Here is a 13,305-nt window from a genome sequence, read left to right as displayed (position 1 = left end):
CATCTTGCTATGAATGGCCTAAGTGCTTAAATGCAATTTAGGCCATTTTTCTAACCACTGCTTCTCATTCACGCGATTCAGAAATATCTGATAGTCCCGCTTGATGTTATAAGTCACGTCCCCCTCGAACAACGATTCCAGTTCAAAAGCGTGAACAATTTCGATTTGGTCATTGTCGAGCAGCCTAACGGCTATGGCGGTTTCTTTCTCAGGCCAATAAGACATCGCATCTTGCAAGCTTTTATATGGTTTGTCGCCATTACGAGTATGCATTACCGCTTGGTTCTTGACTTGCCAATGATAGCGAGGGTGTTGCTTAGATAGCTCTTTTTCGATAGTTCGCTGTATCTCTAGCCCCTCCACCTGATCATCAAAGTAAATCACATCAATATCGTTTAATGGCGTTGAAAATTGATACTGATGCAGTGAATCCCAAACTAAGTTTCGAACAAAACCCGCGGCTACATAAAGGCGATAGGAAGACCTTGAAAGTGCCTGAACGGTTTGGAGCAACTGAATTCGGTTCTCATCTTGTACCAATAGCTTGGTCAATTTTTCAAGATATTCATTTGGATTGTTTCGCATACGAGTTATATCACCACGAGCATTATTAAAAGATGCCATTCATTGATTTAAATCAAATTATTAATTTGATATTAGATTTATGTTGTAAAGGTGTTAAACACAAGGAGACAAGCATTATGGAATTAAAAAAGGACCCGCGCTGCTATACCGACATTTGTATCGATGGCAGATGGTTTCATCACGATCACTGTACCGATACAGCCTATATGCTTTGGGGAGGCAGTTCACCACAACTAAAACTAGAAAGAACACCAAACACCGAAGATGAACTGATTGGTCTTCTAAAACAAGCAAGATACAAATAACCTATGATGCTGGTTAGCCTCTATTACGTCTACCAGCATCGAAAATAAAGCACTCTAAATACTAAGTGAGTTCCACTCCTACCACTTGATGATTCTCATCACATTCAGAGTCGATAGTTTTCCATCCAAGATGTAGATACATCAACGGCACATCAGTATAAGCAAACAGAGTTTTCTGTTCGGTATTAGACATCAGGTGAATTGCACAGTCGATGAGGTGGCGAGCAACTCCCTGACCTCGCCAAGTTTCATCAACATACAATGCATTAAGCCAAATTACATTAGGTGGATTTTTATCGCTGCCACTGTCTTCCGGAGACAAAAATAAAGTAAAGGCGAGCCCACCTATCAGCTTTCCATCCTTCAACGCCGCAATAGGGTTTGGAATGCCCTCCTGACGTTCCACATCAAATCTAAAGTCACTCCAACTAAGCTGAAATAGTCGCTCTAGTTCTTTCAACATTGTGGGTTCAATAACTTCAAGCGTTTGAAACGTCGCTGGAAAGCTATTTAAGGGTTGTGTTGTCACTTGTTTCATTTCTACAGTTTTTTTCCGAGACGCTTTTCAATTTGTCGCTTTTCCCACTTAGGACCAAAGAAGCTAAACAGTTCAAACGCATTGATTCCGTGGTTGAGAATGCCGATCCCCCATCCCATCGCTGGCCACCATGCCCAAATATAGCTAGGGTCCGTGACAATGTTAATGGTAAACAGTAACGTCATAACTAACACATACGTCATTAAGTGAGAGTAAAAACCTTTGATAGATCTTACCTGATCGATAACGTTCTGTTCTTCCTGAGTGATCTCTACTTTACTGGTCATTTTAGGCTCCTGCTGTAGTTCAGTGATGGTTGTTTCAAATACAGCAGCTAGTGATTTTAGGGACTCCAAACCCGGCTTTTGCCCTCGCTCAATTCTCTGAATCGTCCTTATACTTAATCCACTTAATTCAGCTAATTGTTCTTGAGACCAACCACGTTGTAATCTGAGTTTTCTAATAATCATCATTTATCCTTTCTGCTGTTGCAAAACAACTGTACTTACTTGGAGCTAAAATCGTTACGACAGCAATCTGTCACCGCTATGACACTCTTTAGTTATCAGATACTTAAAAATTACATTCTGACTTCTGATATAGCCAAGTTAGACAACAACAATGCGTGACACACAATACAAGTTACTTATTTTTCGCTTTGCGACTACTTTACTGCCCTAATAATGGCAAGTGTTTAACGTTATGGTACGTAAACGCCAAAGTGACACATTGGTTAATCATTGAAGGGAGTGGTTTTGAAGTAGATAGAATGATAGCGCGATTACCTTGGAACTGAAGCGATTCTCCGTAAAGCTCTTTAAAGGTGTCAACAAGCTTCGATTGGCAGTTGAAGTACAAATAGTATTGAGTAGGAGTGTTAAGTTTCCAATCTATGCGTATTGGGCTCCCTCCCTCAACTGAATAACTCGGCTCTCCCCATTTCAACGATTCCTTTACTTCACCAAGCTCTTTAGCTACTTGATAGATCAACGTCCTGAGTTCGAGCATCCGTGAACGCACTTCATTCGGATATTGGTTGAATTTTTCTTCGACAGATTTGTCCATGAAAACCCCGTTATAAGCCACCAGCTAAATCGAGAAAGTTACCCGTTGAATAGGAGGATTTATCCGATGCAAGCCAATATATCGCTTCCGCCACTTCTTCCGGCTGACCACCTCTACCAAGCGGTAGAACCGATTTGAGCCTGTCAACTCTCCCAGGCTCCCCACCATCACTGTGCATATCCGTATATATCAGCCCCGGACGAACGCAGTTCACTCGAATACCTTCTGAAGCCACTTCCAACGATAACCCTTTAGTGAGGGTATCAATTGCACCTTTAGACGCGGCATAATCAATATACTCATTTGGTGAGCCTGAACGCGCTGCTCCAGACGACACATTTACAATGCAACCGCCGCTACCACCATTGCGCGTCGACATTCGTTTGACCGCTTCTCTTGCACATAGAAAATAACCAGTGACATTCGTTGTTAGTATGGTGTTGATTCTGTCTGCGGACATATCCTCTAAGCGAGTCTGCGGTTTTAAAATACCCGCGTTATTTACCAACACCGATAGTGTTCCTAATTCACGATCAACGGTCGAGAATAAGCGCAGAACTTCATTTTCATCAGATACATCGGCCTGAACAGTGATGCATCGCCCTCCTTGCGCTTTTATACTTTCAGCCAAAACCGAAGCAGAACCTACGTCAGACCTATAGTTAATACATACCGCATAACCTTTCTTTGCAAAAAGTGTGGCGGTAGCTGCTCCTATACCTCGGCCCGCACCAGTAATCAATACTGCTTTATTCTTATCCATACGACTAAATCCCGACTTCATGCATCTTGGAGTCCATTACCTTAACACATTAAAGAAATAGTACTTGGGCATACCACCAAACACAGCAACACAAATGAGTCGTAGCAGTGTTAACCAGCCTGCGATACGAAGTACAATCACCGATAGTTATTGCCGATTACCCGAAGTGCGTCGAAGTTTCTTTCTGATACCGTTACGCATATTTCCCGATTATTTGAAGTAGATCTTCTACTTTATGGGCAACATAATCAGGCTTGGCTAGCCATCCATCTGGCTCTGAACGACTGTAAGCTGCGGCAACTGAGATGACCTTAGAACCTGTCCCTAGTTCTTTCTGCAAGTTACGAGCGAACTGCGTATCTGCTTCATGATCGCCGATATACATCAGCAATTGTTCATTTTTGCTTCCCAAAATGGACTCTACACATTTGATGCCGCCATAAGGATTTGGTTTTTGGCTTCCATCAGGAACATCGTCATAACCGACAACCGACTTAAATGGCAAATTGATCCCGTGATTTTTCAGCACACGACGAATGTTGTTTTGAGAGTTCTGAGAGCAGATGCCGTGGGGAATATTAGAGAATTGCTCGATAACACCTTGAATGCCATTAAACAGAGAAACTTCCGTTTGGTTTTTCTCCTGATGCTCAGCCCACATTCCTCCAGCGACAAGCATTTCTTCGTGTGTTAATCCATAGTAGTCAACATATAGCTCTTGCCAATTCTTAGCACCATGGTTCGCTTCATGGTACAAGTCTTCACTAAGCAAGTATTTCGGTAAATTCTCGTTTGATAGGTGTGGTGCAACTATCGATAAAATCGTTTTGGTAATATCAATATTCTTTGGCACAGAGTTAACCAACGTGCCATCATAATCCCAGAGTATTGCGTCTAACTTCATTATATTCAAATCACCTAATTTTTTTAATTTTATCAGAAGGTTAGTTGGTTTCAGCGCTCTACTTTAATGGTTTATATATTGATGACTGTGAGGTATCGCAGAAAAGGACAGATTGATACGCAGTGTTACCCATACCTTCCTCGTAAACGCTTCAAATACACTAATGTTCTTCTGTCATAAAGCCAAGATATTCCGGGGCGACTACTCCCTTACGAAACCATTCCGTTTTTTCGGAACAAAAAATCTGAGCATTGGGAGACAAAGAGAGTGCAGTATCCAAACAGCCCACAGGAACAACCAAATCCTTCCCGTTCTGCGATTCATGAGGTAAACCCGAGCCGCAGCGTGAACAAAATACCTTAGTGAATGCACCGCTCGGATGGTCAAATCGAACAGTCAGTTTTTCCCCTTTAGTCCAAACTATGTTGTTTTTATGGGTAATCGCATTTGAAGCATGCGAAGAACCCGTCACCCTGCGGCATTGCTCGCAATGGCAAAAGTAAAAGTTCTCAAAGCTATCTTGAACTTCAAACCTCACTGAGCCACACAAACAGCCACCAGCTATTGTCTTTGTCATAACATCTCCTTATGTTAGCTTTTCCAATTCCATTAAACAGCGTGAGCTAACCACTTGCATGGTTCTATGTTCAGTTCAGTGAATCTAGCGGTAAATGAAGATTGCAAAGGGCTACAAGCATAAACACCAAACGTCACTGGAGTTTGGGCAGGTAAAGGTGGATTTGATTTCCCCATGTCAGCCGTCGTCTCACCCAATTGATGAAGATGGAAAATCCGCATTTGCTTAAAGGTTTGCCCATCAAATGACGACTCAACCAGAAAGTCAGGACCACGACGACTTAGGCGATACCAAATCTCGTTTGGCAATGGAATATCGGACGTTGCCCAATCAGAATAACCTAGGTTTGTCACAACACTGCCTAGCCTAGAATACTCTTCATTCTCATACTCAATCGAAGCTTTAAACCAGTTTTCGCTGTCTAGATAAATGATTAAACCGCATTGATCGAACTGAGCTTGGTAGTCAAATTGTACTTTCGTAGTGAAAGTGAAATTCTCACTTGTCTCAAGTTGTAATGCTGGAGCGTTATCATTTCTGAAGCCATAGTAAGACCGCTGCCAAAAGTCCGTCTCGGGATCTGTGGTTATTGATACAGAACCTTTAGTTACCTCACTGTTCCTCGGTTTGTATAACCATTTCGCTGTCGTAAAATCTACCATTGTTAAGTTCTACTGCTTTCTTGTGGTAGGCCCTATCATACCAATAAGTATCCGTGTTTCTGAGCGCTACGTATAATACTGAAAACATATTTGGGGTCTTTGATTAAATCTAACTTGGGTACACCTTTTGGTGTGCCTGACAGAGTCATTCCTCGTTGCGTCGCACTTTGCGAGCCCAGTAAGATGGTTCCTAATCCATCAGAACGCTCCGACAAACTGACCTCAGGAAGCGCTTGGATGTTCAATGAGGTGATCTTCCTCTGCACAAAGCCATCAACTATGATGATTCTCTCATTGGTAATTCCATAAAATGTCTTCTTCCTTTGAGAGGAGTCCCAGAAAAAACGACCTAGTACAAAGTTCAAACCAATAACGACAAACACCCCACCAAACAGTAAAAAGAAAATCGACGCCCCCGAATTAAACGCAGTAAATTCCCAGAAAATCGCAAAACCACACCACAGTAAACTAAACGGAACCAGAAACAGGTCAGTGCGCCGAAATACGATCCCCTGCTTTGGCTGTCCTGACCAAATCAACTTCTCTCTTGGCTCAAGTGCTTGTTGAATAATGTGCATACTTCTTCCTTGGGTGTTAGTAAAACCGCCAGTTCTCTTTTCCTAGTATTGTTCTTAGCAGTGCTTTCCGTTGTAGCCTTATCGTCCATCAGTTAGAGCGTCACTTTCAAGTAACAATTATTTATATAGCAGCGTTTAATTAGGTTAAGATTTATTTCCACCTTCTTAGAATCTGACAGGCACAAGATGCAAGTATCAGAATGATTTCAAATAGAAGAGTAGCAATCCTTTGTTAGGGCTGGGAGAGTTAGTGCTTGAGATTGCAATCCAATCGAAGATATCAGCATGTACAGTTTCTTTAAGAAACCTTGGTGCTCACTTTTGTAAATAGCCTCGGCTTCCTCTGCCGATACTGCTGTGATAATTAACGATTGTTCGACAAAACCTTGTTTGATTAACTGAGTAGACTCTTCTTTGAACGTTGCTGACTCTATACAAAGGTAAGTGTAACTATCACCTTTGTTATAAAACTCAAAATCCATTTTTCCCTCAATTTAGTTCTTAAGTAATTCAGGCCAATTTAAATCAGCTTTTTGTACATTCCCGCTAATATCCTTTTGCCAGTTTTTTTGAACTGACTTGCTATAGTTCAAATACAACTTATTCTCGAAAATATACCAAGCATTAGGATCGATGCTAGCCGTGTAGCCTTGACTTACAGCCCACGCGCAGTATCCGCCGTATTGAGGCGCATAAGCTGTTGGGTTAGAAACAAACTGCTGCCGGTTTTCCTGTGTCGAAAAGTACCATTTAGCGCCATTCCACTCATAAGTAATATCACTATCACCTTTTAGTGGTTTACCTACCGTAAAGTAAGCAACTGGGTCATAACCTTTTATCGCTTTGCCAAAAAAATCACTATAGGTGGGTTCCAGTGCATAAACATAAGTCCACGAACTTAACCACATCAGTACTATCGAAAACAATCTTGCTGAGTATTTCATAACGCACCCTCCTCTATCACCATAGATAAAGAACTGAGAAAGCAGCGAAAGATTTCATTCACGTGATAATTTAAAAGTACTAATCCGTCAAACTCAGCCTAGCGAAGTAAAGTAACAAATACCTGCAACCATTAAGAGGTTCCTACAAACAAAAAGACGTGGCTTGGTTAAATCTTTTGGTACCCCTTTTTCAATCAGATGCAATTGAATGAACTCAAACTTCGACATGTCGGCCTCTACTTGTTGCTTAGAACATTATGATGCCTATTTGGTGAGGATTACGCTAACCGCTCGTATACTTCGACACACTTCAAATTCATCGGACTAAACCACATCCCATTATGAGTTGCACTAAATGAAGAAATGGGCCTAATAAATAACCTGCCATCAACTAGGCATACTCTGCAACATAATCGCAAAAGAGCAACCTATTGCAACAGCCCAAGATAAAGAACGTAACGTGGCTTTGTTGAGCAAGTAAAGAATGTTGTAAATAACACGAAATACGATGTGCACTACCGCTAAAAACTGTACGGTCTCATTAATGGTTCCCGTTGCAATGGCCAGCAGTATCGCGATAGCAAATACAATCAAAGATTCGAAAGCATTTTGGTGTGCCGCTAAAGCACGCTCGCCAAACCCTTTGAGTTTTGCTTGCTGTTTTCTGGGATTTTTATTGTCGTAACCTCCAGCTCTATGCATTGCGACTGCAAGAGGCATTTTTGCTAGATAAGGCAGTAGTGCCGCAATAACTAAACAAAGTACTAATGTCGTCAAGTTCTAATCCTTGTAAAGGTTGTACTACAGCCCTTTGTGGGACCTATCATGTACATTTATTCAACATAAAGTCCCAATCTTCTTCTGATATCCAAGACTGGAACACCCTTTTTCTATGATAACCAGTCTGGGTTAGAGAAGTAACTCTAATATAGGGTTTGCCCAATAGCGACTTTTGATACCTTAATGCCGCTGGTATATCGTAAAGGTAGACATCTTCATTATCAGCAGTCAGGTGACTTTCATTGTTTCTGATCGTGATTAAAACCTGAAATACCGCACCAAAAAAGGCACTTGCATATGCCACAGCACTTTGTTCATTTGAAAATACAAAGTGAACAACTAATACAGCCGTAACCCCTCCTACTAACGAAGACAGACCCATCTTCCACGCTCGTTGTAACCCAACAAATTCGATTGTACGTTTCATAGAACTTTCCTCCTGGTTGTTATGTTCTATGAATCGCCCATTGATAAGCAGATTGCTGGCTAGCATTGCGACTAGATTCACGCCAGCATCTATAGGTTGAGTCTTAGTGACCAACTCTATTAAAGACCCAGTTCACACGAAACGTACTAGACCAAGCCAACTCCATTAGCTTGTCCAATACAACGTTGCTACCACTTTTTGATAATTACTTAGTCTTTATATCGAGCGGCGTATAATTAGTCTTGAACGTAAACGCGTAGGGACTATCACCATTCGCTCTTAGATACGCTAATCGTTCCAAAGCTTCTTCTGTTGATGGAATGTGGTGGTCTTCAATCCACCATAACACGTAGGTATCCTCAGCAAGCCGGTGAAACCATTCACCTTTGCGGCGCATAAAATCTCTATGGTGTGTTCTGAACATAAAGTTTTTAAGCGAATCTACCGACTCCCAAACAGACATATTTACTATCATGTTGGGGTCATCGAAGAGTTGTATACTGGTCGCATCACCGCTGTCATCTTTTAGGCGCCAAATAAAGCCTTCACTTTCTTCTGCAATGCCATTGACCAAGTCTAAGTTATCAACGAACTCCTTAATCTCAGGAGCATCGAGCGGATATTTTGCTAATGCGATATTTAGTTGTGCCAGTTTCATAAATTCCTTTCCTTGGAATGCATACGGTTGATAGCTAACACCATTCTTTTTCCCATTGATGTTCAAACATCATTTAAAGACGACTTCAGAAAAATGTGGGTTATCTACCAATACCTCTAACTTATTGATTTCATCTAATATAACAAGAACATCTGTTTCCTTAGCAATTAGCTTCAGACATTCATTGTTGCTCTCGTCTCGCGCTGTATCCAATGCAATACCTTCTAGTGGCTGACCCACTTTCATCGTTAATTTAACCGGATAACGATACATACACGCTATTTCAATATAATCGTAGTCACTGCAACTTATCATTCGTTAACCTCAGAACTGCTAACCCACCAAATTACCCTAGTTATATATTGCTAGAAGGCGCTTTTTATAGCTGCTTCTCCATTCGAAGCAGGTCCCAAACCACCCCATCATAGGATCTTGTCCCTGTTTCACGAGACGTGACGTTAAAGCCTAACGCTTCATAACAACGCCTCGCTGTTCGATTGTGCGCAAAAACTGCGAGTGACAACTGCGTCGCAAAGTATCGCGTTCGAGATAATTCGATTAACTGCGTTAGCATGATTTTAGAGACCCCCTGGCCCCGAAAGTTGCTCGACACAAATACACGACAAATACGGAAATTTGACTCAGTGACTTTGAACAATTCAACGTAGCCAACACGCAGGCTACCGGATACAAGAATAAAAGGAAGGACTTCGGGTTTAGCGCAGTGGCTGGTGAGTTGATGGTGGTCTAATGGAAAGGCGAAATTTGGCCCTCCCCATTGATAATTCAGTTTTTCTGAGTCAATCCATTGGATGAGCGTATCGTAATCTGCTTTGTCGAATACTCTGAGTTTCATGGTTCTCTCACTAATTGGCTCTCGCATTAAGTACATAGACTAAAGCACTTTTTCATAGCATTGCTCTCGTTGCATTGCGCCCCATAACTCACGTTCTATTTCCTCAACCTTACTGAATCCATATTTGATATATAGCGATTTTGAGACAGCAAGTCCGGCTACCGTCCATAACACTACCTTGGAGTAGCCTCTGTCAAGACAGAAGTCCAGCGCTTGTTCCATAAGCGCTTTGCCCACTCCTTTCCCTCTTGCAACGGGGTCAATAGAAAACCACCTGAGCTGTGCTTCGACCTCAGAAAGCTCGCAAATACAAATTGTCCCGACAAGCTTGTTATTAAGCCTGACAAGCCAAATTCTCTCTCGATCATTGTTTCGCTTAGCAAATTGCGCCAGTGGTTCGGCAACATAAGCTTCAAATGTCACGTCATATCCATATTCACTCGAGTACAATAGCCCGTGCTGTTTTATAATTTGCCCAATATCACCAGGCCTTAAAGTATTTGATATTTCCATTATTCTCCATTCCATAAGAAGAAGTCGACAAACGCGACGAGGCGGTACAAACCACACGGTCCCAAGCAGTACTATGAACTAAGCTTCAGGAATACGCCCTCTTCCCTTAATTGAGCACGTAAGTCTAGCAACTGAATATTAGCCGATATTACTGATAGCAGATTTCCAAAGGCTAGTCCGAGCATAAGACCAGCGGCGTACCCAGCCCAAACCTCCAAGTTCGGCTGATAAAACATATTAACGGCCTGACAAAAGAAAATCAGACTGGTTAAATAATGACGAAGTTCCCCGCAGTTCACTTTATAAGTATTAGTCGCATAGTCGTAGCAGATTTTGACTTGTGAACTTAAGCCGCCCAACTTGATGTACATTCTAGTTTTGCCACTTTCATAAGAAATATCATTTAACTCAAGCACTTTCTCGATACGTTCTAGCATATTTTTATTCCCTTTGAGCTTATTCAGAATCTATCAAGATTATTACTCAGCGGGAGCACATTCAGAACAAGAAGGCTATTTCACGAGAGACTTCAAAAACAGAGTTGGTTTCATTGTGATTTGTGACGAGCAGAGATTCACCTCAACAGTATGGCGTTGGTATTTCTTCTCTCGCCACAACAAATCAGCAAACTTGAAGGAAAACCACCAAACACTACACATTACCGCTATTACTTGACAGCTTTACTGTGCATAGAAAAACTCTATTTGTCTAAAATGACCTCAAATCCCCCATAAATGATGCGCTTGCCATCGAATGGCATTGGATTGTTTTCTGGGCTCATCCTCGGGTCTTCTATTATTTTTTCCCAAGCAGAATCTCGTACATCCTTAGAAGGCCAAACGACCCATGAGAATACAACTGTTTCGTTGCCCTCTGCTTGAACCGCCATAGGGAATGAAGTAATTTCTCCATCAGGCACCTCACTTCCCCAAGCTTCTACAACCTTTATTGCGCCGAAATCTTTGAACATCTCTGCTGCAATTTCTGCGTGCGCAATGTACTTTTCTTTATTCACTGTTGGTACGGCAGCTACAAATCCATCGACATATGACATAAGCGAACTCCTTTGTATGGAGTAATAATCGTAGTACAAGGACTGCGTTGTACATAGCTGCCTGCCGTTATAATGAGCTTTAGCAGATGCTGACACTGCAAGTGTTCGGACTTATAGACTGCTTGAGTCGTTTGAGGGAACTATAGCTTCCTAAGAGGCTGTAATAACTGTGTTACAAAGAATAAGAGCACCACTACTCCTGTAGCTTCCCACCACATCAAATACTCGATTCGTGTGCACATACTAATCAAATAAAGAGTGACAAAGTACATTAGGTAATAGAAACGATGATATACACCTAGAAGAGATCGACAGTTATCACAATATATAGGAATCTTAGGATAAGCTTTAAGTTTGCTAGCACATGTTAATGACTCATCACAATTGGGGCATTTAAACATCGAATATTCTCATGCAGTTGAATAGAGATTCAACCTAACCAATGTTAATACACTCAACCAATCGTCTAGTTAAACTCTTCGGCCAGGTTCAGATTAATGAGTAGATTTAGCTGTATTCTCTTTAAAGGCTAGCAAACAACAGTATTCAAAATATGCAACGCAATATCAGCTCACTATCTGTCCGCTGGGTGGTTGACCCCGTCATTTGTCACCACATCACCCAGATCAAACGGGTTAACTCCTTGCAAACATCCGACGTTGTATCCGTATTCAGTCGGGTCGGAACGTCTTTGGTGATGAGTGTAAATGCCACAGTTCGAGCAAAAATAGTGTTTTGCCGTATGCGTATTGAACTGATATAGCTTTAAGTGTTCCTGCCCTTTCAAGATACGAATACCGTCTAGTTTCACTGATGCAACGATCGCTCCACGACGACGGCACATTGAACAATCGCAACGTCGAGGCTTATCTATTCCATTTGGTAGGTGCAACTCAAGCTCAACAGAACCACAATGACATGTAGCTAGATGGTAAGTTTTAATCAGGGTGTCACCGACTAACTTGGTCATTCGTTTATCTCCAGTTTGATAAAGCGGTTTTAGGCGACAAGTAATAGCACGCTAAAAACGAGGTGAAGTGGAACCTAACAAGCTGTCACGCGCCTTACTTTAAATCCATGTTAAATTCTCATTACTCCAGACCTGTTAATTCTTGTGGGGTAAATTGGTAATCGTGGCTATTCCATTTTGAAGCAATACCAATGTCATAGCCGTAGACAAGGGCTACCTGAATTATGTCTTTGCTTAGTGATTCTGGATAAGTTTTAATTATTACCTGCGCTAATTGCTTTGCAGTTTTGGAATCATCAACATTATCCTTATAAAGAAACGCTTGAGCATTCACATACGTAGTTGTTCTAGTACCTGAATCAGATGAGGTAACCGTACTTGAGCCTGTTGTTACCTCTACATATCTAACCGATTCATTGCTGTTTATTGCTTCCTGAGTTACTAGTAGACCTTTAAAAGGTTCTGATTCAAATAAACTAGAAGTATATGCTGGCACAAGCGCTGCAACGATGAATAAAACAGCCACTACCCCTAAGTGAGGTTTCCAAAGTGAAGGGAGTTCTTGACGATTGGCCTTTGCATTTACGACGTAAGTACCTACCACAAGGTCATGTAATGATTGTCGAGTTACACGATTAAAAACGTATAAGTAAGAAATCGAAAGTAAGCCACCAAGAGTCATCAAAGATAAGGGGTACATTAAATATGAAAGAGATAATTCGTTTGGAACCTGTGCTCCATTCAGTGAAAATGGAATCGCTAGGAAGCTATACCTTGCAAAGGATTTAGGCAGACCAATTGTTGAATTGGATGAATCTACAACTCTGATGTTTAGTGCTTTTTTACCAATTGTTTGACCATTTGATACAGAGCTATTCATAACTCCAAAATATGTAATTGAAACGGCAAAACCAATTAACCTACCCCACCCGCCAAGTTGGGCGAAGGTGTCTTCAAGAAACAAACCTATAACAGACCCAAAAACACCTAGTATTAGAGAGTCGATAACCAAGGCCCCGACTCTTCTCCAAAAGCCGCAAATCCATTTCTCTTGTACTTCTTCCAAAATTCAATCCCTAATACAACGTTTGAAAACAATCTAATGCCTTGTTATGCGTGTTTAATT

Annotated in this window: 22 protein-coding genes; 1 reads left to right on the top strand and 21 read right to left on the bottom strand. The window is 41.5% G+C overall.

Going from position 1 to position 13,305, the window contains the following annotated elements; translation table 11 throughout:
- Positions 1–18: 18 nt before the first annotated feature.
- Positions 19–624 (bottom strand): nucleotidyltransferase family protein, encoded by a 606-nt coding sequence (locus JKJ11_RS07805; RefSeq protein WP_006072366.1) that lies wholly within the window; start codon positions 622–624, stop codon positions 19–21.
- A 77-nt stretch (positions 625–701) separates the two neighbouring features.
- Between JKJ11_RS07805 and JKJ11_RS07800 the strand changes: the two genes are divergently transcribed.
- Positions 702–890, top strand: a complete 189-nt coding sequence (locus JKJ11_RS07800) for a hypothetical protein (protein WP_006072365.1) — start codon at positions 702–704, stop codon at positions 888–890.
- Between the two features lie 61 nt (positions 891–951).
- Here JKJ11_RS07800 and JKJ11_RS07795 read toward each other — a convergent pair whose 3' ends face one another.
- The 20 genes from JKJ11_RS07795 to JKJ11_RS07700 all read right to left on the bottom strand — a co-directional run bounded on the left by JKJ11_RS07795 (position 952) and on the right by JKJ11_RS07700 (position 13,245).
- Positions 952–1,353, bottom strand: a complete 402-nt coding sequence (locus JKJ11_RS07795) for a GNAT family N-acetyltransferase (protein ID WP_252039024.1) — start codon at positions 1,351–1,353, stop codon at positions 952–954.
- A 77-nt stretch (positions 1,354–1,430) separates the two neighbouring features.
- On the bottom strand, positions 1,431–1,898 hold the full coding sequence (locus tag JKJ11_RS07790; protein WP_006072362.1) for a 2TM domain-containing protein: 468 nt from the start codon (positions 1,896–1,898) through the stop codon (positions 1,431–1,433).
- Positions 1,899–2,097: 199 nt separating this feature from the next.
- Positions 2,098–2,493, bottom strand: a complete 396-nt coding sequence (locus JKJ11_RS07785; protein WP_252039023.1) for a DUF1801 domain-containing protein — start codon at positions 2,491–2,493, stop codon at positions 2,098–2,100.
- Positions 2,494–2,503: 10 nt separating this feature from the next.
- Positions 2,504–3,256, bottom strand: coding sequence for an SDR family oxidoreductase (locus JKJ11_RS07780; RefSeq protein ID WP_252039022.1), 753 nt, complete (start codon positions 3,254–3,256; stop codon positions 2,504–2,506).
- Between the two features lie 193 nt (positions 3,257–3,449).
- Positions 3,450–4,160 (bottom strand): HAD family hydrolase, encoded by a 711-nt coding sequence (locus JKJ11_RS07775; RefSeq protein ID WP_124941114.1) that lies wholly within the window; start codon positions 4,158–4,160, stop codon positions 3,450–3,452.
- 160 nt (positions 4,161–4,320) lie between these two features.
- Positions 4,321–4,737: a GFA family protein gene (locus tag JKJ11_RS07770; protein ID WP_252039021.1), complete on the bottom strand. Its 417-nt coding sequence runs from the start codon at positions 4,735–4,737 to the stop codon at positions 4,321–4,323.
- A 32-nt stretch (positions 4,738–4,769) separates the two neighbouring features.
- Positions 4,770–5,399, bottom strand: a complete 630-nt coding sequence (locus JKJ11_RS07765) for a DUF1349 domain-containing protein (RefSeq protein WP_171394135.1) — start codon at positions 5,397–5,399, stop codon at positions 4,770–4,772.
- 35 nt (positions 5,400–5,434) lie between these two features.
- Positions 5,435–5,977, bottom strand: a complete 543-nt coding sequence (locus JKJ11_RS07760; RefSeq protein WP_252039020.1) for a PH domain-containing protein — start codon at positions 5,975–5,977, stop codon at positions 5,435–5,437.
- A 206-nt stretch (positions 5,978–6,183) separates the two neighbouring features.
- Positions 6,184–6,459, bottom strand: a complete 276-nt coding sequence (locus JKJ11_RS07755) for a hypothetical protein (RefSeq protein WP_252039019.1) — start codon at positions 6,457–6,459, stop codon at positions 6,184–6,186.
- A 12-nt stretch (positions 6,460–6,471) separates the two neighbouring features.
- Positions 6,472–6,921: a YHS domain-containing (seleno)protein gene (locus JKJ11_RS07750; RefSeq protein ID WP_006075019.1), complete on the bottom strand. Its 450-nt coding sequence runs from the start codon at positions 6,919–6,921 to the stop codon at positions 6,472–6,474.
- A gap of 387 nt (positions 6,922–7,308) precedes the next feature.
- A complete protein-coding gene (locus JKJ11_RS07745; RefSeq protein ID WP_124941109.1) occupies positions 7,309–7,698 on the bottom strand; it encodes an MAPEG family protein in 390 nt (129 codons plus the stop codon).
- Positions 7,699–7,744: 46 nt separating this feature from the next.
- The gene (locus JKJ11_RS07740; protein ID WP_236110571.1) at positions 7,745–8,128 is read right to left on the bottom strand and encodes a hypothetical protein; all 384 of its coding nucleotides are present in this window, start codon (positions 8,126–8,128) and stop codon (positions 7,745–7,747) included.
- 205 nt (positions 8,129–8,333) lie between these two features.
- Complete coding sequence (locus tag JKJ11_RS07735; protein ID WP_031495862.1) at positions 8,334–8,786, bottom strand: DUF3291 domain-containing protein; 453 nt, start codon at positions 8,784–8,786, stop codon at positions 8,334–8,336.
- A gap of 69 nt (positions 8,787–8,855) precedes the next feature.
- A complete protein-coding gene (locus JKJ11_RS07730) occupies positions 8,856–9,101 on the bottom strand; it encodes a Rho-binding antiterminator (RefSeq protein ID WP_252039018.1) in 246 nt (81 codons plus the stop codon).
- Positions 9,102–9,165: 64 nt separating this feature from the next.
- Positions 9,166–9,642 carry a GNAT family N-acetyltransferase gene (locus JKJ11_RS07725; protein WP_252039017.1) on the bottom strand — a complete coding sequence of 159 codons (477 nt, stop codon included), beginning with the start codon at positions 9,640–9,642 and terminating at the stop codon, positions 9,166–9,168.
- Positions 9,643–9,681: 39 nt separating this feature from the next.
- Positions 9,682–10,155 carry a GNAT family N-acetyltransferase gene (locus JKJ11_RS07720; protein ID WP_031495856.1) on the bottom strand — a complete coding sequence of 158 codons (474 nt, stop codon included), beginning with the start codon at positions 10,153–10,155 and terminating at the stop codon, positions 9,682–9,684.
- A 71-nt stretch (positions 10,156–10,226) separates the two neighbouring features.
- Positions 10,227–10,592, bottom strand: coding sequence for a hypothetical protein (locus JKJ11_RS07715; RefSeq protein ID WP_124941102.1), 366 nt, complete (start codon positions 10,590–10,592; stop codon positions 10,227–10,229).
- Between the two features lie 263 nt (positions 10,593–10,855).
- On the bottom strand, positions 10,856–11,209 hold the full coding sequence (locus tag JKJ11_RS07710) for a DUF1428 domain-containing protein (RefSeq protein WP_006075010.1): 354 nt from the start codon (positions 11,207–11,209) through the stop codon (positions 10,856–10,858).
- A 574-nt stretch (positions 11,210–11,783) separates the two neighbouring features.
- Positions 11,784–12,179, bottom strand: a complete 396-nt coding sequence (locus JKJ11_RS07705; RefSeq protein ID WP_006075009.1) for a GFA family protein — start codon at positions 12,177–12,179, stop codon at positions 11,784–11,786.
- Positions 12,180–12,300: 121 nt separating this feature from the next.
- Complete coding sequence (locus tag JKJ11_RS07700; protein WP_252039016.1) at positions 12,301–13,245, bottom strand: RDD family protein; 945 nt, start codon at positions 13,243–13,245, stop codon at positions 12,301–12,303.
- Between the last annotated feature and the right edge of the window lie 60 nt (positions 13,246–13,305).

This window comes from Vibrio sp. SCSIO 43133 (genome assembly GCF_023716845.1).
Lineage (GTDB): Bacteria > Pseudomonadota > Gammaproteobacteria > Enterobacterales > Vibrionaceae > Vibrio > Vibrio mediterranei.
Note: the sequence above shows the minus strand (reverse complement) of the source record. Positions and strands in the feature narration are given on the sequence as shown.